The following is an 18,460-nucleotide window of genomic DNA, read 5'->3' as shown; positions in this document are numbered from 1 at the left end:
TGTTATTTCACCACCAACACAGGGCACTTAGCGTACTTAACAATATCCTGTGTAACGTGGGGTTTTAAAAAGTCAGCTAAACCGCTGCTCCCATGACTAGCGATAACCACCATGCCTACATCAACGGCTTCCGCTAAAATCTCATCAATAGCATCACCATGGCGCACGACTAACTTAATATTGAGCCCTTCGGTAAGGTTCTGCTGCATTTCCTGCTGCAAACTTTGCATTTTTGCATCAACGAAAGCTTTGAGTTCATTTTCCAATGTAGCGGGAATATCGACCGCAATACCATAACAATGGGCGCCACGGGCAGGGCTAGTCACATGCAACAACCGAATATCGACGTGATAAACATTTGCCATTTCAACCGCATATTTTAACGCATGGGCCGCAGTGGATGAAAAATCCGTAGGGCATAACACTTCTTGAGTACGCATAAGCTTATCCATCATTTGAGTTTTTAATTAAGCTAATTATTAAGGCCAAAATACCACTATTTTATAGCAGTTTGCTATGCTTCTTGCGTACCCATTTCAATTAATTATTCTTTATCAATCAAAAAGAAAGGACGCTATAAGCGCCCTTTGGATTTATAGAGTCAAAGCCAGTTACTTAACCACAAGCACAGGACAAGCTGCACCATTCGCCACCGCTTCTGAGACATTGGTGTGTAAAAAATGCGAAATCCCAGTTCGGCCATGGCTAGCAATTACTACCATGCCAATGTCTTTACTGTTGGCCTCTTCTAAAATTTGATAGACAGGATCGCCACGGCGGATCAAGGTAGTGATAGGAAGCTCAGTATTCAATCCATCCAATAGTGCTCGCATTTTAGTTGCCGCCGCTTCCTCCATGCTTTTAGCAAGCTCTTCAGGGGTAATAGATAGAATCATAAAGTTTTCATCACCGATCGGCTGTTCAACCACATGTAAGATTTTTAGCCCTACATGGTATAGATTAGCCATTTCAATGGCATAACTCAGTGCATGGGCCGCAGTTTCCGAAAAATCTGTGGGCCAGAGTATTTGACCTGTACGCATAATTTGTACTCCTTCTATGGCGCGAATGGATTGCTGGGTGAATCTTTACTGTGCTGCTATAACGCCCGATTTAGCGCATTGGCAGACCACAAACTTCATCTCACAACCTTAGTCTCTCAGCCAAGCAACAGCATCGCCATTATCAACAAAAAACCTTACCTCAGCAGGCGTAAACCAGTTTGCCAATTTAGCCAACACTTCCTGCAAAGTCGTCTTACCGACGATAGCTATTTTCTCAAAATGACGAATATGCTTCACCCCAAGTTTGAGATCGTCCCAAGCGGCCTGTAGTTCCAAGCCTTCCAACTCGGTGACATCTACCAAGGCGAAGATATCAGGATCTTTCACCCCAGCTAATGCAGACTCCAACACAGGCACCATCATTTCGTAGTCTTGATGAGTTAAGGTACCGATAGCTTTAAAGGTAACGAAAAAATCATCATCACCATAACGCTCAATACCAATCGAAATTCCGTGCTTTAACAATGCCATACATACTCCTTATGTAACAACCCTTGATTTAGTGTAAAAGCTAACGCCACAACAAGCCGTGATCTTGCTCAAAAATACACCAGATACCTTGCACCATCTCACTAAGCAAGCTAGGATAAACCGACTAATCAGTCGGTGCTGGTTTAATAAACGACTCAATCTAGACGATTACTTAAATAAAGTACCGAATAAGACTCAGCCTACCATTTCCCTTGGAGCAACCACTATGAATATGGCCACCGAACACCTTAATACTTCGCCACTGACTCAGTTACTCCAACGCCAACGCAGCAGTTATTTAGCGGCGCCGAATCCTAATTACGCTACGCGAGTGGAGCAATTAACTCGACTGAAGGCGGCCATACTGCAATTTCAAACACCCTTAGTCGAAGCCTTAAGCCAAGACTACGGCCATAGATCGATTGATGACAGCCTGATCTCAGACATTATGCCTGTCATCAACAACATCAATTACAGCTTGAAAAATCTCAAAAAATGGCTCAAACCCAGCGCTCGCCATGCGGGCATCTTACTCGCACCCGCCAAAGTCACAGTGCATTATCAACCTTTGGGGGTGATCGGTATTATCGTGCCTTGGAATTTCCCCGTCATGCTGTCAATTGGCCCGCTAGTGACTGCTATTGCCGCGGGTAATCATGCCATGCTCAAAATGTCAGAATTTACCCCAGCGACCAACCAAGTGATCAAACAGTTATTGGCACAAGTCTTCGATGAATCCCACGTGGCGGTTGTTGAAGGTGAGGCGGACATTGCTGCCCAATTTTCTGCCCTGCCCTTCGATCATTTACTCTTTACAGGCTCGACCACAGTCGGCCGCCATGTGATGCGCGCCGCTGCGAATAACCTCACCCCAGTAACACTCGAATTGGGTGGTAAATCGCCTGTGATTATCGCCCCCGATATGCCGCTTGAGATAGCAGTAGAACGAATGATTTACGGTAAGTGTTTGAATGCCGGGCAAATCTGCGTCGCCCCTGATTATGTGCTTTGCCCTAAAACCAAGGTGGATGACTTTATCGCCGCCTACCAAGCTAAGTTTAAGGCCATGTACGGCACCATTAACCACAATAAGGACTATGGCAGCATCATTAATACACGTCAGTTTGACCGCTTGATGACAGTGCTCGAAGACGCTAAAGCAAAAGGTGCCCGTGTTATTTCAGCAACTGACGAAGCCATAGATAGCCAACATCGTAAACTCGCAACTCAGTTGATAACTCACACCAGTGAAGACATGCTATTGATGCAAGAGGAAATCTTTGGTCCATTACTGCCGATCATTGGCTACGACTCCTTAGATGAAGCGATTCAGTACATCAACCACAGAGCCAGGCCCTTAGCGCTTTATGTGATGAGTTTCGATGATCCAACTCAGCAAAAGATCCTCCAGCAGACCCATTCTGGCGGTGTTTGTATCAATGAAACCGTGTTTCATGTCGCCGCCGACGATGCGCCCTTCGGCGGAATAGGCCCGTCGGGCATGGGGCATTACCATGGCAAGGAAGGCTTTTTGACCTTCAGCCACGCTAAAACGGTACTCAGCCGTGGCCGATTCAACACAGGCAAATTTGTTCACCCGCCCTACGGCACTTTTATCCAGCGTATCTTAATGAAGCTATTTTTGCGCTAGTCATTGGGGGATAAATCTTGAATAAACCATCAACAACACAACCCATTAAAACCATGACAGATAAACGCCAAGCTATTCTCGATACTGCCTTAGCGCTCTTTGTCAGCCAAGGATTTCATGGCACGTCTACCGCCTCGATTGCGAAACAAGCAGGTGTAGCAACGGGCACCTTGTTCCATCACTTTCCTTCTAAGGAAGCCTTGATGGAATCTTTGTTTCTTACCATAAAACAAGAATTTGCCGATGCCTTACTATTAAACACCCATAAGTGCAGCGATCTTAAACACAATGCCCTACAACTATGGCAAAGTACGATAGATTGGTCGCTGGATAACCCTGTCAAACAACTGTTTTTTCAGCAATATTCAATGTCGCCCATGATTGCTGCTAAGGTGCGCGATCAAGCCATGAATAGCATCTTAGGCTTTATTAGCGAACTCATTAAGCAGGGACAAATGATGGGGCTAATCGCCCATTATCCAGTGGAATTGATGCTAGAAAACTGCCACGGCCAATATCTAGCAGCAACGCGTTTCTTTATCGATAATCCGCACTTGGGGACAGATAGAACATACCGCGATGCCAGTTTTGAACTGTTTTGGAAGGCCATGCAAGCGGACTAAAATAGCCAAATATCAACTGATTGCTGCAATAACCGCAATAAAAAACCGAGTCAGCTTAACTGGCTCGGTTTTCTTTTACGCTATCGCGACTAAGTGCTCAAGCAGAAGCCTGCTTTGCTCTAGCATCTAATACCGACTTTCAAGCACCTATCCCTGACTCAACTCTTGGGCTTTTTCTGCTGGCTGCGCCACTTGAGTTGGGCTCCAGTAACCTTGTTTGATACCCTTATCAATCAGCTCAGCGACCGCCAATTCAATGGCTTGTAACACGCAAAATTGCACTGGCTCATTGGTAGTAAAACCGACTTCAGCCTCAGCGAGTCGATTTAAACTCGTGTAACGGAACAAGCCCGCACGCATTTCTTGGGACAAGACTCGTTTGCTGGTTGAGACCGACATCATGACTTTACCTGTGTGTACATCCACGGCGCGTAGATAAATGGTCACCAGATCTTCACGGTACATTTCAGAGGCGCCAATGCCGTAGTATTCGACACCGCTACCACCTGTGCTAGTGTTGGTCTCATAACTAATCACCCCACCTTCGAGTAACAATCTGGCGGTGGATAATACGGGCACTTCATCGCCCTTAGTACCGCTCTGTTTGTTGCTGATCTTACGCTCGGTAAGCAAATTTTGTAGCCCTTCACGCTCAACGGGTGTAAACCATTTCGAGTCGAGCAAAGTCTGCATCAACATCGATGTTGCGCCCTGAGTTACCGCGGTCGAAAACGAACTCACGTTAGCCTGCGGCTTATATTGGCCAGTTTGATCGCGAAAGGAATACACGGCCACAGGGATAGGAAACTTAGGTCCTGGTTGAGTTTGCAACCCACGCATCACCTCACTCAAGGGGTTAACCTCGGCAGCCGTGATATTTAAATCGGGTTTGGAGATCAGGCTACAGGCCGACACACTTAGCAGTAATAAACTCACTAACACTAGACGGGCCATTAGTTGACTCCTCCGAATGTCGGCATTTCAATCACAGTGACTTCACCGGTTGCAGTATTAGTAATAGTTAGCATCACGCCATTTCCCGTAGAAGCCACTTCAATCCGAAAATCACCTGTATCATAAACACCATCGGTAATTTCACCATCAGCAACACCGCGGGTGATTGAGTTAATGATATTACGCTCTAGGGATTCTTTAAAACGGGTGACAAAGTCCTTCTCGGTCGAGGTAGATTTATTGTCATTCTGGGCTTGGGCTTTATTTAATAGAAAAGCCCCATTTTGTGGATTGCCGCCAAAACTGGGATTCACTGGCGTATAAATCAATTCAGTGGCTTGGCCACTGCTTGCCACACATAGCGTGACAAGAGCAAGTAACGTCCTGTATGTCATTATTATTATCCTAAAAGTCGTCCGATGTTCCTGAAAAATCACCTGTTATTGCATTGGCTCTGACTTGCGCTAAATAATCAATCGTAAGCAAAATCGCCTGCTCTGCGCTCTCTTTAATCGGATTTGCACGACGACCAAAATGGGTGGTGTAAATCCGAGTCCCGTTTACCTCTAAAGTTAAAACGGTTCCAGCCTGTGGAAACACTGTCTCATATAGAGTGACGTTAAAGCCTTGGGTAAAGGGCAGTTCGCGCCAATAGCTTGAGTAGTAAAAGCCAAAGTCCTTACCAAACCGAGTCAAGGTTCTATCTATTACTAAGCCACTAATTTCAATGTCGTTATCGGCAATAGTGATAGGGGAAGCCAGCAGCAGGAATGGACATAAAACGTAAGTAAGCAGACGCTGTTTTAACTGTTTCACTTATCCCTCCTTAACCTTTTTAATCGAACCTTAAAAACCGCGCTAACCTCTGTTAGAACAAGGTGAGTTTTAACGCAAATTTTCGATAAAACAGGTTAACAGGGTTAAAGATCTCCCGTCATTACGCTAGGGGGCAAATTAGCCCGAAGAGCTAAGGTAAAAAGGCAAAAATAGCCCATTTGGCTAATACGCCAAGAGGCAGTTGAGGATAGGAGTTATGCTTTAAACAAGCGGATAAGATAAGCAATAAAAATGCGACTTAAGAGTCGCATTACGGTGTTAATTCAAAACGCGAGCATTATTGTGGTAACCATAGTCGAACCAACAGGCCACCGTCACTGCGATTATGCATGCTAATACTGCCATCATGGGCTTCGATAATTTCACGGCACAAAGGTAAACCTAAGCCTGTACCCGATTGTTTTGTTGAGTAAAACGGCAGTAGCGCCTGTTCTAATACTTCACCAGACATACCTGCGCCGCGATCCTCAATCACAATACTAAAACCTCCACCATCCACTAAGGTTTGATACCGAATCGATAGAGTGACATCCTCGGGGTTTGAGCCAGATTCATGGGCGTTTTTAAGTAAATTGAGGAGCACTTGCTCCATCTGTCCTTGATCGAAAAAACCATCAACCTCAGGTAACTCATGAATGAGTTTAAAGGGATAATGCTGAGTTAACTGGGTAGTAAATTGCCCCCAATTTACCTGACGCCGTTGCGGGAGCGGCAACTTAGCAAAACGGGCATAGTTGAAGATAAACTGGCTTAGATGACTGGTACGATTCTCGATAGTATCGAAAATTAAGGTTAGCTTGGGATTATCAATATCTTTGGTGAGAAGTCGGCCCGAGTTCACCATAGAGGCGATGGGCGCCACTGAGTTATTGAGTTCATGGCTAATAATGCGGATGACTTTTTTCCATACTGCCACCTCTTGACGATTGAGCTCGCGGGTCATCTGCTTGAGCAAAATCAAGTTATGCTGTTGGTTATTCAATAAAAATTGGCCGCGACTTAAATACCAAGTTTCCACATCATCTTCACCCATGGCGAAGAGTCCGTTCTTTTCATGTTTAAGCGCCAAGGCCAATACTTCGGGCAAATCCACCAGCAATTCATCTAAGCTCAAGCCTTCCATTCTGCCCTTTTTATGAAATAGGTGACGCGCCGCATCGTTGGCATAAATGAGCCGCTGATGATCGTCCAGTAACAACATCACATTGGGAGAACTTTGAATCACCTTATCCAGTAATAACTCCCGCTGGTAAATGTACTGCCTTTCTTGGTGCAATTTTGCCGCCGAATGGTTAAATAACTGCGCTAAGGTTTTGAGCTGACCTTCGCCATGTTCAGGAATACTCACACTAAAGTCATTATCACTAAAATTTAGCAAGCCGACTTCAAGGGAATCTAAACTGCGGCCGAGATGTCGAGTCAACCAAGCAATACCTAAACCACAGACAGCACAAGCGAGAAACAACACGATCAAACCTTCACCTAAGGTCAAACTCGAGACACGCTCTCCCTTAGCTATCTCAGCGGATATCGCAGGAGATACAGGTGCTTTGGGCGGTAAAATAGATAGCGGTTCTACACGTAAAGGCTCAACCACATGAGGAATAGAATTAAACAGCCCTTCTTTAAGTTGTTCTAACTTGAAGAGTTTTATTTGTAACTGCTCTTGTTTAAGTTGTTCAAGCTTTTGCAGCTCGGCTTTAATCTGCTCGGCCCTCTGGTGCGCTTGCATCGCCGCAGCCTCCTGCAATTGCTCACTATTGTTAAGGGCGAGTTCGATGGAGGCGACCGTTTTCTCAAGCTCCGCAAAATCCAGTTGCACATTCACATCAGGGATTTCAATCGTGTTAGACGTGGCAACAGACGAAGCATAGGGCGAGATATACTTCACCAAGGCAAAACTCAGCAAGACGCCAAAGGCGCAGCAAGCCATTGAAAAAATGATGATTTTAGTTCGAATTAACACTCGGATTCCTTAATCGATAGCCTTTACCCTAGCATCTGCACTTAGCCTATGACTTATCTAAACCAAACTTGTCCATCCGCCGATACAGTGCTTGGCGACTGAGTCCAAGCGCTTTTGCCACCCGAGCAATTACGCCATGATGCTGTTTTAGCGCCGCTTCGATATCTTCTCGGCTCACGTCTATCGCCTCATTGGTATCTGACACTTGGGCACGAACAGACTCATGATAAAATGCGGTATTTACGGGGATGGAAGCGGGCGAATAAACAGGTAGAGGATCAGAGTGTCTCAAGCCAGATAGCCGCGACTCAGATACAGCCGAAACACTGGAAGCAGATTTGATGACACTCGCAACAGGTGCCAAACCAAAGTCAGCCTCAGCCAGCACATGGCTTTGCGCCAACAATACCGCTCGCTTACAGGCATTTTCAAGCTCGCGCACATTTCCCGGCCAGCGGTGCTGTAATAACGCCTGCAACGCGGGTTTACTCAAGCTAAAATCGCTGCCGATAAAATGCTGTACTAAAGGTAAAATATCATCGATGCGTTGATTCAGCGGTGGCAATGCCAGTTCAATCACGTTTAAGCGGTAAAACAAATCCTCACGGAATCGCCCTTCGGCGATATCTTGGGCCAGATCCGCATTGGTCGCACTGATCAGCCGCACTTTTACTTTCTGGGTTTTATGGCTTCCTAAGCGTTCAAATTCGCCAGTTTGTAGCACCCGCAATAATTTCACTTGCCCAGATAACGGCAAATTACCAATTTCATCTAGAAACAACGTGCCGCCGTCTGCCGCTTCGAAACGGCCAATACGTGCTTTAGTCGCGCCAGTAAAAGCGCCCGCCTCGGCACCAAACAGCTCAGCCTCTAATAAATCCATCGGCAAGGCGCCGACATTAACCTTAATAAAAGGTTTGTTTTTTAAGGGTGAATTGGCATGGAGAATATCGGCAAGCTTGTCTTTTCCCGCGCCATTGGGGCCAGAGATCAAGACCGACACATCGGAGCGTGCCAGTTGCAAGGCTAAGTCAATACAACGCTGCATAGCACCACTACCAAAGACAATACCGCAGAGATCCGCATCGGCGATCGCCACTTGGCGTTGGTGATTCACCCGCTCCAAGCGGTGGTTAGCACAGGAGAGTTTATAAAGCGCAATCAGATTAGTGATGCTATTGAGTAGCTTAGCGTCATCCCAAGGTTTGCCCATATAATCGGCAGCGCCCGCTTTGACTAATTCAACTGCCGTTTCGAGTTGCGTCCACGCCGTCATCAAAATAATCGGCAAATCCCCTTGGCGTTCGCGCAGGGCGTAAAACAGCTGCTTGCCTTCCTCGCCCGAGGTGGTATCACGGGTAAAGTTCATATCTTGGATCACTAAATCCACATCTTGCGTCGCCAATAATCCAAGGGCGTCCTCCGGACTATGGCAAGTCAGCACCCGATAATCATTGAGTTCTAGCATCAAACCTAGGGCTTGGCAGATGGCATGATTGTCATCGACGATAAGGATAGTATCCATAAGTGTGAGTGTTGTCCTAAGTAAAACTGTTAACCGTAAAGTAACAAAAAGTGCAATAACATCCTATTGTTATCGCACTTTTGTCGAGCTTTTATAGCACCTTGAGTGACATCAAATATTCCGCTATACGCTGCGAGTTGCGGTTGCTGGCGAAATATTTGCCGCCTTACGCGCTGGTAAGTAAACCGCTAATGTGGTGACAATAAACAAACCTGCCACAGTAATTAGTGGGTAGCTTAAGTCCAACATAGGCAAGCTATAGATTTTCATTAACTGTTGGCCTAACTGTATCGCTAACAAGCCGCCCAGCACGCCTCCCGCTAAGCAAATCAAATAGTTCTCCACGAGGAAGTAACTGATAATATCGCGCTTTTTAGCACCCAATGCGCGGCGGGTACCTATCTGCTTAGTGCGGCGCTGGATATTAAACATCACCATGCCCGTTAAACCGAGCGAGGTGATAAGCAATAACAACACCACCATCATAGTTAACACAGTAATCATCAATTTATGATCGCGATATGAACTATCTTTTAAGGCCTCGATTGACTTAAATCCATCGAGCACTCGGTTTGGATTCTCCGCCAGCAGCGCTTTTTTTATCGTGTCTTTAAGCTCGGCGTGAAACTCAGGTTTGGCCCGTACCATGTAAGAACTGCTGCCATAATCCACATTTTGAATCACGCTGTTTTCAAGGCTAGAACTGTCAATCCACGCGCCTTGTAGTTTTTCGACTACGCCAATCACAGTGATCTGTGCATCCTTACCTTCATACAACACTTTGCCAAGTGCGGATTCATCAGGCCAAATGGCTTTGGCTAACACACTGGAGATGATCGCTAATCGGCTTGGGCTATCGAGGTTATCCTTAAGTTCATGGGGGTAAAAGTTACGTCCCTCAATCAGCTTAAGGCCTAAGGTCTCAATGGTGTGATCTGTCCCTAAATACATGGCAAATTGCGGTGTCGATTTAGCGCTATCTGGGTCGGGGCCCAGATTTAACGTGCTCGACCAGCCGCCACCGCTTAACGGCAACATATTGGTTGAGGTCGCATCAATCACATTGGCTAGTCCCCGCAAAATTTGCTGATCAATTTTGTTTTGCGCGGTTTTATCAATCAATGGATCGAAGTTGAACAAGCTAAAGGTCAAGACTTCTGACTCTTTAATCCCCGAATCACGCTGCATCAGGGCTAAACGCTCTTGAATAATAAAGCTCGCATTCGCCACAATCGCCACAGACAAGATAATCTGAATAAGCAGTAAGACTGGACCGCTTTTACTGCGCAATAAACTGCTGAGAATAGGTTTAATATGCAACATAATGAGTCCCTTACTGGCTTTTCAGATAAACGCTAGGTTTAGTACGACACACCACCCATGCGGGATACAAGCCAGCCAACAAGGCTGTGCCTACCGCAATACTTGGGGTGATAATCCACATACTCGCCGATAAATGGGTTAAACCCTTCGCGACCTCAAACTGGGCCGATAACCCATAAAGCGAAGCGTAGGCCCAAGCGAGTCCCAGCAAACCACCGAATAAGCCAATCATGCCCACTTCCACCATATATTGAGCGAAGATTTGGCCACGGCTAGCACCAATAGCGCGGCGCACTCCCACCTCGGGAGCTCGCTTGAGGAACTTTGTCAGCATTAAACCTAATATATTGACTAAACAAACACTTAAAAACAGCGCACTCAAGCCAACCAAGATTTTATTGTCTTCTGGCACCACATGATTGTATTCAAGCCAAGTTGCCACATCGGATACTTTGACTGAGTCAGCGGCAGATTTATTATCCGTAAAACGGCCTAGGGCTTTTTGCTCCGCCACATAATTGCTGAGCCAAGAACGGTAACTGGCTACTGCGTCTTTATTTGGTAACTCAACCCAATACAGCAGCCACACTTTTTCAGAGTTAAGGCGATCGCTGTAACTATTCATCGTCTCAAACTTCCAACCCGACGTGTTACCCCATACATCAAACTCTTCGATAGGCGTCAGCGAAAACGGCACAAAAATTTGTTCCGTGTCGTTAAAGGCGCCGTTAGTGGGATCATAATATTTAGGCTTAGGATCCCAAGCATCAATCACCCCAACCACTTGATAAGGTTTACGATTAAGATAGATAACTTTGCCAACACTGTTTTGACCCGCAAACAACTTTTGATTGAGTTTATCGTTAATCACCACTTGATAAGCAGGTTCAGTGTCGACGGATTTATCCCACGCATTACCGTACAAAAATGGCACGTCAAACAGCTTAAAAAAGTCACTGTCCGTCACCCGAATGCTTTCTAAAATAGGCGCAAAATTGGCATCCTCCGTTTGCACTGCCATCCCAGTGCGAAACATCGCAGCTTGGCGTTTAGGTAAGGTATTGTTGCGCAGATTCATCGCGTCTTGATAAGTCACTAACGAGTTTAACTCATCCCAAGAATCAGGACCTTGGCTCCAAAGCTGTACCGCATTTAACTCATCAGAGCGTTCACCCGCAGGATTAAATGACATCATCTTGTACACGTTTAACGTAGTAATCGTGATACCAATACCAATCGAAATCGCCAACACCATCAGCAGCGACAACACTGGGGTTTTCTTAATGCTGCGCCAAGCTAAATCAACATAATAAAAGAACATAATGCATATCCTTAACGGTCAGCGTTGGCAACAAGTTTGTCGATATCAGTCGCAGCAGTGATATCACTGACATGTCGATGACCTTGATGATACATAGTAAAGTCACACACTTGACCATCAACAATTTGAATGTTGCGTTGGGCACGACGAGCGAGTTCAGGATCGTGCGTCACCATGATAATGGTCGTGCCCGCTTGATTGATATTTTCGAGTAATTCCATCACTTGACGTGCCATTAAGCTGTCGAGGTTTCCCGTAGGTTCGTCGGCGAGTAGGAAACGTGGCTCACCTGCCAAAGCACGAGCAATCGCCACCCTTTGTTGTTGTCCACCCGACAACTGAGTAGGTAAATGTTTGAGCCGTGAAGCTAAGCCCACTTGCTCTAATGCCTCTTGTACACGACGTTGGCGCTCCTTGGCGTTAAAACCACGATAGCGCAGCGGCACTTCAATATTCTCAGCTAAGTTAAGATCGGGAATTAAGTTAAAACCTTGGAAAATAAAGCCAATTTTCTCATTTCGGATAGTGGCGCTCTTGTTATCGCTCAAGTTAGACACGTTAATCCCATCGAGAAAATAGTCACCGTGAGTAAAACCTTCGAGTAAACCTGCAATATTTAAAAAGGTGGTTTTACCCGAGCCAGAAGGGCCTGTGACTGCGACAAATTCGCCTTCGTTCACCTCGAGGTTAAAATCGCGCAGGGCGTGGGTTTCTACTAAATCCGTTTTAAAAACCTTGCTCACATTCTTCATTGATAACATGTTAATTTCCTTTAAATAATCAAATCTATTTTTGCGCCTAGACTCTGCGTCTACACCTTAGGCATCGACTCATGTGCGACCGTAATCAGCACACCTTTATCAGCCAAAGAATGGCTCAACGACACACTCTAAAAACCACATAAAAGCCCCCAGCATAAGGTTGGCAGTTTCGGTGGAAACCTCACCCACTTGGCGAAACTCATCCAAAGGATTGCTCCATTCCAACAAATTGAGTCCGAGGAAAAACCAGCTATTGGCCTCACCGATACTTAATTCCACCGCAACCACCAGTAATAATAAGGCTAGTACTCCAAACATTTTGGATGACATCAACACGCTGATATCAAATTGTTTATCACGCATTTCCGGCTCCTTTTCTTATCCATGTCGCAGCAGGTTTCGTCATTCACCTTGATCACTGCGCTGTTAAATTCATCAGATTGGTTGTTTAATAATTTACGAATATCGGTCATCAATGAATTCTGACCTGTTCGGCGTGATTAAAGGGATCAACACTTGAAATAACCCACTCATCTCCGGCTTTGCCACCATCAAGCACTTCGACTTGGCTCAGGCTAGTACTGCCGAGCTTAACCTCACGACGACTGGCTAAATCGCCCTCGATTTGATAAGCCACATTACCCCCACCGCTGGTCATAAAGGCGCCGCGTTTTACCATAAGAACATTGGGTCTGTGCTCTAATAACACTCGGGCCGAGATACGTTGATTCTGGCGCAGTGTTAGGCTGTCGCTTTGGTCAAATTGCACCCTAGCGGTCACTTCACGGTTACGCACTTCAGGGGAAATTGACGATAACTTGCCCATTAACTTAATACTGCCAAAACTCAACTCGACTTCCATGCCTAAACCCAGATCGTCCGCATAGGACTCAGGCACGGCTAACTCAGCCTCATAGGCGCTTAAATCCACGACGGTTAAAATCGGTTGGTTAGCGCTAAGACGGGTTTTCTGCTCGGTAATCCAGTTACCGATAATACCGTTAACAGGTGCGACAATATTCAAGGCATCGACTTGACGTTCTAATTCACGCACCGCGAGAGTTTGACGCTCAACTTCTAGGGCTTTATTTTTAATTTCAAAGGTTAACGTATCTTTCGTTAACGCAACTTCTTGCTCTGCATGCTTAAACTTCAGCTTGGCTTTGTGTAGATCATCTTTGCCTTTTTCATAATCAATCTGGCCAATAAGCTGACTTTGAATCAGCTCCTCTCCGCGTCGGCTTTCCCTATCCGCCGCTTCAAGATCGACCGTTGCGATATCTAAGGTTTGATAAGCTTGTAATTGATCGCGTCTTGCATCCAACTTAGCGCGCTCTAATGCACTCTCCATACCCGCTAATAGGGACTTGGCTTGCTCTAGCTGATTAGTGAGTCTTGGACTATCAAGTTTGGCGACCACATCGCCCTTATTAACAGTATCGCCAGGATTGCTGAGCAGAGTCACAGTACCTTCCTCTGTGCTATACAAAATAGGCGCATTGGCCGCCACGATTTTACCTGTGGTCGCCACATCGCGGGTTAACGTTCCAACGAAGAGTTTTGCGGTAGTGATGTCGCTGCGGCTTAAGGATTTGCTCACGCTATCAGTGCCTAAACTTGCCCACACTAAGGCGCTGACTAATAAGGCGCAACCGCCAATGATCAGCGGTAACTTAAGACGTTTAGAGGTCGATGGCACAAGTACTGTATCTTGGCCGCTAGTATCTTTAATCATGGCTTTACTCGCTTCCCTGTTGGAATCATCAGTGCCGGAACGTATCAACGGACACTATTGGAAATCTCTACCCTAGAGATAGCAAAGCCTATGCCAAACAAGTAAAATCATTTACTTTCATAATCTTAATGAAAAATCACAGATAAAAGTGTCCGCGGACACTGGGGCTTTTATTTAAAAGTGTCCGCAGCAGTGAAATGAAAAGTGTCCGATTGAAAAAAAGCAGTTCCTAGATTCTAGGGTCTAGAATCTAGATTTATTAACCAAAACAGCCGAGTTTCCCTTTACAGTAAAATCCTTGCCACATAAGATCCCGCCACCCTCGCAGCAAAAACGATCAAAAGACCAAACCCTATGACTACAATAACAATCACTCGCCCAGACGACTGGCATATTCACTTAAGAGACGGCGCCCAGCTTAAAGATACAGTGCGCGACATCAGCCGCTATATGGGCCGCGCCATCGTCATGCCAAACTTAGTGCCCCCCGCTATCGATACCGAAACCGCACTGGCCTATTACGATCGCATTAAAGCGCAAGTGCCCGCGGGCTCACAATTCGAACCTTTAATGGTGTTGTATTTAACCGACAAAACCAGCCCAGATGAAATCCGCAAGGCCAAAGCCTCGGGTAAAATTGTCGCCGCTAAACTCTACCCAGCGGGCGCGACGACTAACTCAGATTCCGGCGTAACCGATGTTAAAAACATCTATCCCGTACTCCAAGCCATGCAAGAAGTCGGCATGCTGTTTTTAGTCCACGGTGAAGTCACAGATTCAGCCATTGATATTTTCGACCGCGAGCGTGTCTTTATTGAAAATATCCTCAGTAAAATTGTCGCCGATTTCCCAGAACTTAAAATCGTGCTTGAGCATATCACCACCAAAGATGCCGTCGATTTTGTCACTCAAGCCTCTGATAATGTGGCCGCGACTATCACAGCCCACCATTTGCTGTATAACCGCAATCACATGCTGGCAGGCGGTATTCGTCCGCATTTTTACTGCCTCCCTATTTTAAAACGCAACACCCACCAGCAGGCGTTGTTAGGTGCAGCGGCAAGCGGCAACAAGAAGTTTTTCCTCGGTACAGATTCAGCGCCACACGCCAAGGATAAGAAAGAAGCGGCCTGTGGCTGCGCGGGTTCCTACACGGCTCATGCCGCCATTGAGCTGTATGCCGAAGCCTTCGAGTCGGTCAATGCGCTGGATAAACTCGAAGCGTTCGCAAGCTTTAACGGCCCAGACTTTTACCATCTACCACGCAATACCGATACCATCACGCTGGTCAAAAAGTCATGGGGTGTTCCTGCAACTTACCCGCTTGGCGATACTAACGTAGTGCCTATTCGTGCTGGAGAAGCCATTGATTGGCAAGTTGAGTAAGCCTTAAGTCTTTAACATCAAGTCGCCTACGGGCGACTTTTTTATCAGATTTTGATTTTTAATACACAATCGGTCAGTATCCTGCGCTTAGAATACGGCCCTTACTTATCACCTTTTAAGAGAAAATCAGTATGCCCACAAGGATGTTATTCTCCGTTTTATCTTCAAGCCTGTTGCTGACCGCCACGATCTCTTTGCCGACCTTTGCGGCCAATGAACTCACAGGGATCTGGCAGGGACAGTTAGGTAAAAGCAAGGTCAGAATTTGTTTTAATCAATATGGAACAGGCAGTTATTACTATCAACGCTACTTAACGCCGATAAAACTCGAGCAGCAAGATGAACTGTGGAAAGAAGAAGGCAATACCGGAAATTGGCAGTTTGATAGTGTCACACCACAAAAACTGAGCGGCCATTGGTTTAAAGATACCGCGAGTAAATCATTACCAGTGCAACTTGAGCGAGAAATCAGCCCAGATAAAGTCGAGGATTGTGGTGCCGATGCTTACAATCTACCGCTAGAAACCACGCCAAAACTCAGCCGAGGTAAATGGCAAAACTACGAAAATATTGAGTATCGCCCGCTGACGTTTGGCACAGATGTAGGTATCGAATTTAAAGGCCCACAAACGGGTATCTTGGTAATTAATCAATGGCTTGAACATAAGCTCACCGATGAAGCCCAACTAGCACAAACCTTTGACACTCGCCGCAGAATGCTGGCACAAATGGGCAGTTTTGTAACTGACGAAACCTTTGCCGAACCGATTTTTATTAATCAGCATTGGCTCAGTGTGCGCCTATATCGCTGGGCTGCAGGTTATGGCGCCAATGGTATCAGCCAAGAATTTGTGAGTTTCTCCCTTACCGACGGCAAACCTTTCCACCCGTGGCAGTGGTTTCTCGCCGATACGCAACCACAAAGTATGCTCGTGGGTATGAGTCATCCTTTACCCCCAGCATTAAGAGACAAATTGTTTACTGGCAAAGCACCGGACGCAGAATGCCCCACATCAGACGGCTCGGGATATTACCAGCTCACCCTTGAGCCAAAGGGGATCAAATTCTGGGAAACGCCCCGCGGCGATGGCTGTGAAAATGAGTTTATCCTCAGCCCGCAAGAAGCCATGCCCTATGCCACCCAATGGGGAAAAATACAGCTTAAGCTATTGGAATAGTGTACTTAACTGAGAAAATATTAGAGGGAAAGAAAGCAGTCATGGCGATGATAATGAGCGCGATGAGAGTAGCGCGACGACAAGCGCTCTTTCCCTCCCTACACAGCAATGCATTTCGAGCTAATTCATTTCAGTAAGGAATCATCTTTGAGCAATTTAACCGCAAAAATAGCGACACCCGAGGCCTTAGTGCAAGCTCAGCTTGAAGCATAATATTTGAGCAAGGAGTGCCTACTACCTTGAAAAACACCGATGGTAGGTGTGAGAGCATTGAGAATTATAGATAAAAAAGGAGTTATCGATGAAGGAAATAGATTTTAATCAATTGCAAAATATAAATGGGATCTATTATGAAATAGATACACAAATACCTTTTACTGGGAAAAGTAAAAGGTATTATGAAAGTGATGATTGTGACGGATATAGGGAAATAACTTACAGAAATGGTCTAGAAGACGGTCCTTTTAAAACATATGATGAAGATGGTTTGCTATTGTTCGAAGGATCTTATAAAAATGGGTTGGAAGAAGGCCCTTACAAAAAATATTATGAAAATGGCGGAGTGGAGAAGGAAGGAAGTTATAGAAATGGATTAGAAGAAGGCCCTTACAAGATATTTTATAAAAATGGCGCTGTAAGGCTTGTAGGGAATTATAATAATGGATTAGAAGATGGTCCTTATAATAGATATTATGAAAGTGGGAGGATATTGAGAAAAGGAACTAAGAAAAATGGACTTCCAGAAGGAATTTGTGAATCATATTATGAAAATGGTCAATTGTGGGGAGTGGTTTTCTGTAAGGATGGTAAGCAGGAAGGCCTTTCTAGATATTATTATGAAAGTGGTCAGTTGTGGTGGGAGATGACGTATAAAAGTGGTTTGGAAAATGGCCACTCTATACATTATTATGAAAATGGAAAGGTCAATTGTGATGCAATTATTGAAAATAATCTAAAAGAAGGTCCATATAAGCGATATTATGAAAGTGGTCAATTGATGGAGGAAGGGACTTATAAAAATGACTTATTAGAAGGAGTTCTTAAAAGCTATTGTGACGATGGGCAATTAGCATCTGAAGAGATTTATAAAGATGGTCAATTAATCATGGTAAAAAATAAATAAAATTTAAATCTGCAATTCACTGAACCAGACTTATCTCGTCTGGTTCCCAGGGTAATCGCGTAAATGTTCATATTTTGTCCGCCTTGGCAAGCCCAGCCATTAATATCTTTTCAAGAAATGCGGTTTTCATCCAAGCTCGATTTCTTTTGGTCACTAGACTCGACTTGCTCGGCTATGCATTGAGCATATAAGCGAAAGTCAGGACTCCCATAACTCTTTTTCTGCTTTATTATCAATATTATCAAGACATCCATTGTTCATAGCCTGTACCTTAAGCATCTAAATGTGCCCATATGTAGTGGCACACTAATTTTGGCCACCTAAATAGAGGTGATATTATTACCTCGTAGATGACTTTAGGTGAACACATGAGATCGACAACCAGAAAAACATTTAGTGCTGAATTCAAACTTGAAGCAGCCCAATTAGTCCTCGATAAAAACCATAGCATCATCGAAGCTGCAAAGGCGATGAACGTAGGTAAGTCCACTATGGATAAGTGGGTGAGACAGTTAAAACTAGAACGCCAGGGTGGCACACCA

19 protein-coding genes are annotated in these 18,460 nt (G+C 45.3%); 6 read left to right on the top strand and 13 right to left on the bottom strand.

The genetic code is table 11. The annotated features are described in order from the left end of the window. Positions 1–2 precede the first annotated feature (2 nt). The 3 genes from L5L91_RS12580 to L5L91_RS12570 form a co-directional block, all read right to left on the bottom strand. Complete coding sequence (locus tag L5L91_RS12580) at positions 3–440, bottom strand: universal stress protein (RefSeq protein WP_219251157.1); 438 nt, start codon at positions 438–440, stop codon at positions 3–5. 171 nt (positions 441–611) lie between these two features. Then, entirely contained in the window at positions 612–1,043 is a 432-nt protein-coding gene (locus tag L5L91_RS12575; protein WP_028761700.1) for a universal stress protein, read from the bottom strand. Between the two features lie 108 nt (positions 1,044–1,151). Continuing rightward, on the bottom strand, positions 1,152–1,535 hold the full coding sequence (locus L5L91_RS12570; RefSeq protein ID WP_028761699.1) for an STAS/SEC14 domain-containing protein: 384 nt from the start codon (positions 1,533–1,535) through the stop codon (positions 1,152–1,154). 226 nt (positions 1,536–1,761) lie between these two features. Between L5L91_RS12570 and L5L91_RS12565 the strand changes: the two genes are divergently transcribed. Continuing rightward, positions 1,762–3,186, top strand: coding sequence for a coniferyl aldehyde dehydrogenase (locus tag L5L91_RS12565; RefSeq protein ID WP_263236742.1), 1,425 nt, complete (start codon positions 1,762–1,764; stop codon positions 3,184–3,186). A gap of 17 nt (positions 3,187–3,203) precedes the next feature. Continuing rightward, complete coding sequence (locus tag L5L91_RS12560; RefSeq protein WP_263236740.1) at positions 3,204–3,809, top strand: TetR/AcrR family transcriptional regulator; 606 nt, start codon at positions 3,204–3,206, stop codon at positions 3,807–3,809. Between the two features lie 147 nt (positions 3,810–3,956). Here L5L91_RS12560 and L5L91_RS12555 read toward each other — a convergent pair whose 3' ends face one another. From L5L91_RS12555 to L5L91_RS12510, 10 genes are all read right to left on the bottom strand, one after another. Further along, positions 3,957–4,763 carry a CsgG/HfaB family protein gene (locus L5L91_RS12555; RefSeq protein WP_105251644.1) on the bottom strand — a complete coding sequence of 269 codons (807 nt, stop codon included), beginning with the start codon at positions 4,761–4,763 and terminating at the stop codon, positions 3,957–3,959. Beyond that, a complete protein-coding gene (locus tag L5L91_RS12550) occupies positions 4,763–5,158 on the bottom strand; it encodes a curli assembly protein CsgF (protein WP_131523187.1) in 396 nt (131 codons plus the stop codon). Before L5L91_RS12550 ends, L5L91_RS12555 begins: the two co-directional genes overlap by 1 nt. A gap of 10 nt (positions 5,159–5,168) precedes the next feature. Then, a complete protein-coding gene (locus L5L91_RS12545; RefSeq protein WP_131523186.1) occupies positions 5,169–5,579 on the bottom strand; it encodes a curli production assembly/transport protein CsgE in 411 nt (136 codons plus the stop codon). 298 nt (positions 5,580–5,877) lie between these two features. Continuing rightward, entirely contained in the window at positions 5,878–7,566 is a 1,689-nt protein-coding gene (locus L5L91_RS12540) for a sensor histidine kinase (RefSeq protein ID WP_263236737.1), read from the bottom strand. 46 nt (positions 7,567–7,612) lie between these two features. Further along, entirely contained in the window at positions 7,613–9,091 is a 1,479-nt protein-coding gene (locus L5L91_RS12535; RefSeq protein ID WP_263236736.1) for a sigma-54-dependent transcriptional regulator, read from the bottom strand. A 123-nt stretch (positions 9,092–9,214) separates the two neighbouring features. Next, positions 9,215–10,414, bottom strand: coding sequence for an FtsX-like permease family protein (locus L5L91_RS12530; RefSeq protein WP_263236734.1), 1,200 nt, complete (start codon positions 10,412–10,414; stop codon positions 9,215–9,217). A 10-nt stretch (positions 10,415–10,424) separates the two neighbouring features. Then, positions 10,425–11,735: an ABC transporter permease gene (locus tag L5L91_RS12525; protein ID WP_113941170.1), complete on the bottom strand. Its 1,311-nt coding sequence runs from the start codon at positions 11,733–11,735 to the stop codon at positions 10,425–10,427. Positions 11,736–11,746: 11 nt separating this feature from the next. Then, entirely contained in the window at positions 11,747–12,496 is a 750-nt protein-coding gene (locus L5L91_RS12520) for an ABC transporter ATP-binding protein (protein WP_028761691.1), read from the bottom strand. Between the two features lie 99 nt (positions 12,497–12,595). After that, positions 12,596–12,859 (bottom strand): hypothetical protein, encoded by a 264-nt coding sequence (locus L5L91_RS12515; protein WP_028761690.1) that lies wholly within the window; start codon positions 12,857–12,859, stop codon positions 12,596–12,598. Between the two features lie 109 nt (positions 12,860–12,968). Next, positions 12,969–14,231, bottom strand: a complete 1,263-nt coding sequence (locus L5L91_RS12510; RefSeq protein WP_113941198.1) for an efflux RND transporter periplasmic adaptor subunit — start codon at positions 14,229–14,231, stop codon at positions 12,969–12,971. Positions 14,232–14,585: 354 nt separating this feature from the next. Between L5L91_RS12510 and pyrC the strand changes: the two genes are divergently transcribed. The 4 genes from pyrC to L5L91_RS12490 form a co-directional block, all read left to right on the top strand. Further along, the gene (gene pyrC / locus L5L91_RS12505; RefSeq protein ID WP_263161662.1) at positions 14,586–15,617 is read left to right on the top strand and encodes a dihydroorotase; all 1,032 of its coding nucleotides are present in this window, start codon (positions 14,586–14,588) and stop codon (positions 15,615–15,617) included. Positions 15,618–15,748: 131 nt separating this feature from the next. Next, positions 15,749–16,795, top strand: coding sequence for a hypothetical protein (locus L5L91_RS12500; protein WP_263236731.1), 1,047 nt, complete (start codon positions 15,749–15,751; stop codon positions 16,793–16,795). Between the two features lie 301 nt (positions 16,796–17,096). Further along, positions 17,097–17,918, top strand: a complete 822-nt coding sequence (locus tag L5L91_RS12495) for a toxin-antitoxin system YwqK family antitoxin (RefSeq protein WP_263161657.1) — start codon at positions 17,097–17,099, stop codon at positions 17,916–17,918. A 368-nt stretch (positions 17,919–18,286) separates the two neighbouring features. Continuing rightward, positions 18,287–18,460 (top strand): transposase (locus tag L5L91_RS12490; RefSeq protein ID WP_263148818.1); only part of this gene is annotated, 174 nt, incomplete at its 3' end.

The sequence above is a fragment of the Shewanella sp. SM55 genome, from assembly GCF_025654025.1.
GTDB lineage: Bacteria > Pseudomonadota > Gammaproteobacteria > Enterobacterales > Shewanellaceae > Shewanella > Shewanella oncorhynchi.
This window is presented reverse-complemented; position numbering and strand designations above follow the sequence as displayed.

Bases quoted from the DNA above. Each gene is read 5' to 3' on its own strand.
- L5L91_RS12580 (WP_219251157.1), bottom strand. From the start codon at position 440: ATGCGTACTCAAGAAGTGTTATGCCCTACGGATTTTTCATCCACTGCG.
- L5L91_RS12575 (WP_028761700.1), bottom strand. From the start codon at position 1,043: ATGCGTACAGGTCAAATACTCTGGCCCACAGATTTTTCGGAAACTGCG.
- L5L91_RS12570 (WP_028761699.1), bottom strand. From the start codon at position 1,535: ATGGCATTGTTAAAGCACGGAATTTCGATTGGTATTGAGCGTTATGGT.
- L5L91_RS12565 (WP_263236742.1), top strand. From the start codon at position 1,762: ATGAATATGGCCACCGAACACCTTAATACTTCGCCACTGACTCAGTTA.
- L5L91_RS12555 (WP_105251644.1), bottom strand. From the start codon at position 4,763: ATGGCCCGTCTAGTGTTAGTGAGTTTATTACTGCTAAGTGTGTCGGCC.
- L5L91_RS12550 (WP_131523187.1), bottom strand. From the start codon at position 5,158: ATGACATACAGGACGTTACTTGCTCTTGTCACGCTATGTGTGGCAAGC.
- L5L91_RS12535 (WP_263236736.1), bottom strand. From the start codon at position 9,091: ATGGATACTATCCTTATCGTCGATGACAATCATGCCATCTGCCAAGCC.
- L5L91_RS12530 (WP_263236734.1), bottom strand. From the start codon at position 10,414: ATGTTGCATATTAAACCTATTCTCAGCAGTTTATTGCGCAGTAAAAGC.
- L5L91_RS12525 (WP_113941170.1), bottom strand. From the start codon at position 11,735: ATGTTCTTTTATTATGTTGATTTAGCTTGGCGCAGCATTAAGAAAACC.
- L5L91_RS12520 (WP_028761691.1), bottom strand. From the start codon at position 12,496: ATGTTATCAATGAAGAATGTGAGCAAGGTTTTTAAAACGGATTTAGTA.
- L5L91_RS12515 (WP_028761690.1), bottom strand. From the start codon at position 12,859: ATGCGTGATAAACAATTTGATATCAGCGTGTTGATGTCATCCAAAATG.
- L5L91_RS12510 (WP_113941198.1), bottom strand. From the start codon at position 14,231: ATGATTAAAGATACTAGCGGCCAAGATACAGTACTTGTGCCATCGACC.
- pyrC (WP_263161662.1), top strand. From the start codon at position 14,586: ATGACTACAATAACAATCACTCGCCCAGACGACTGGCATATTCACTTA.
- L5L91_RS12500 (WP_263236731.1), top strand. From the start codon at position 15,749: ATGCCCACAAGGATGTTATTCTCCGTTTTATCTTCAAGCCTGTTGCTG.
- L5L91_RS12495 (WP_263161657.1), top strand. From the start codon at position 17,097: ATGAAGGAAATAGATTTTAATCAATTGCAAAATATAAATGGGATCTAT.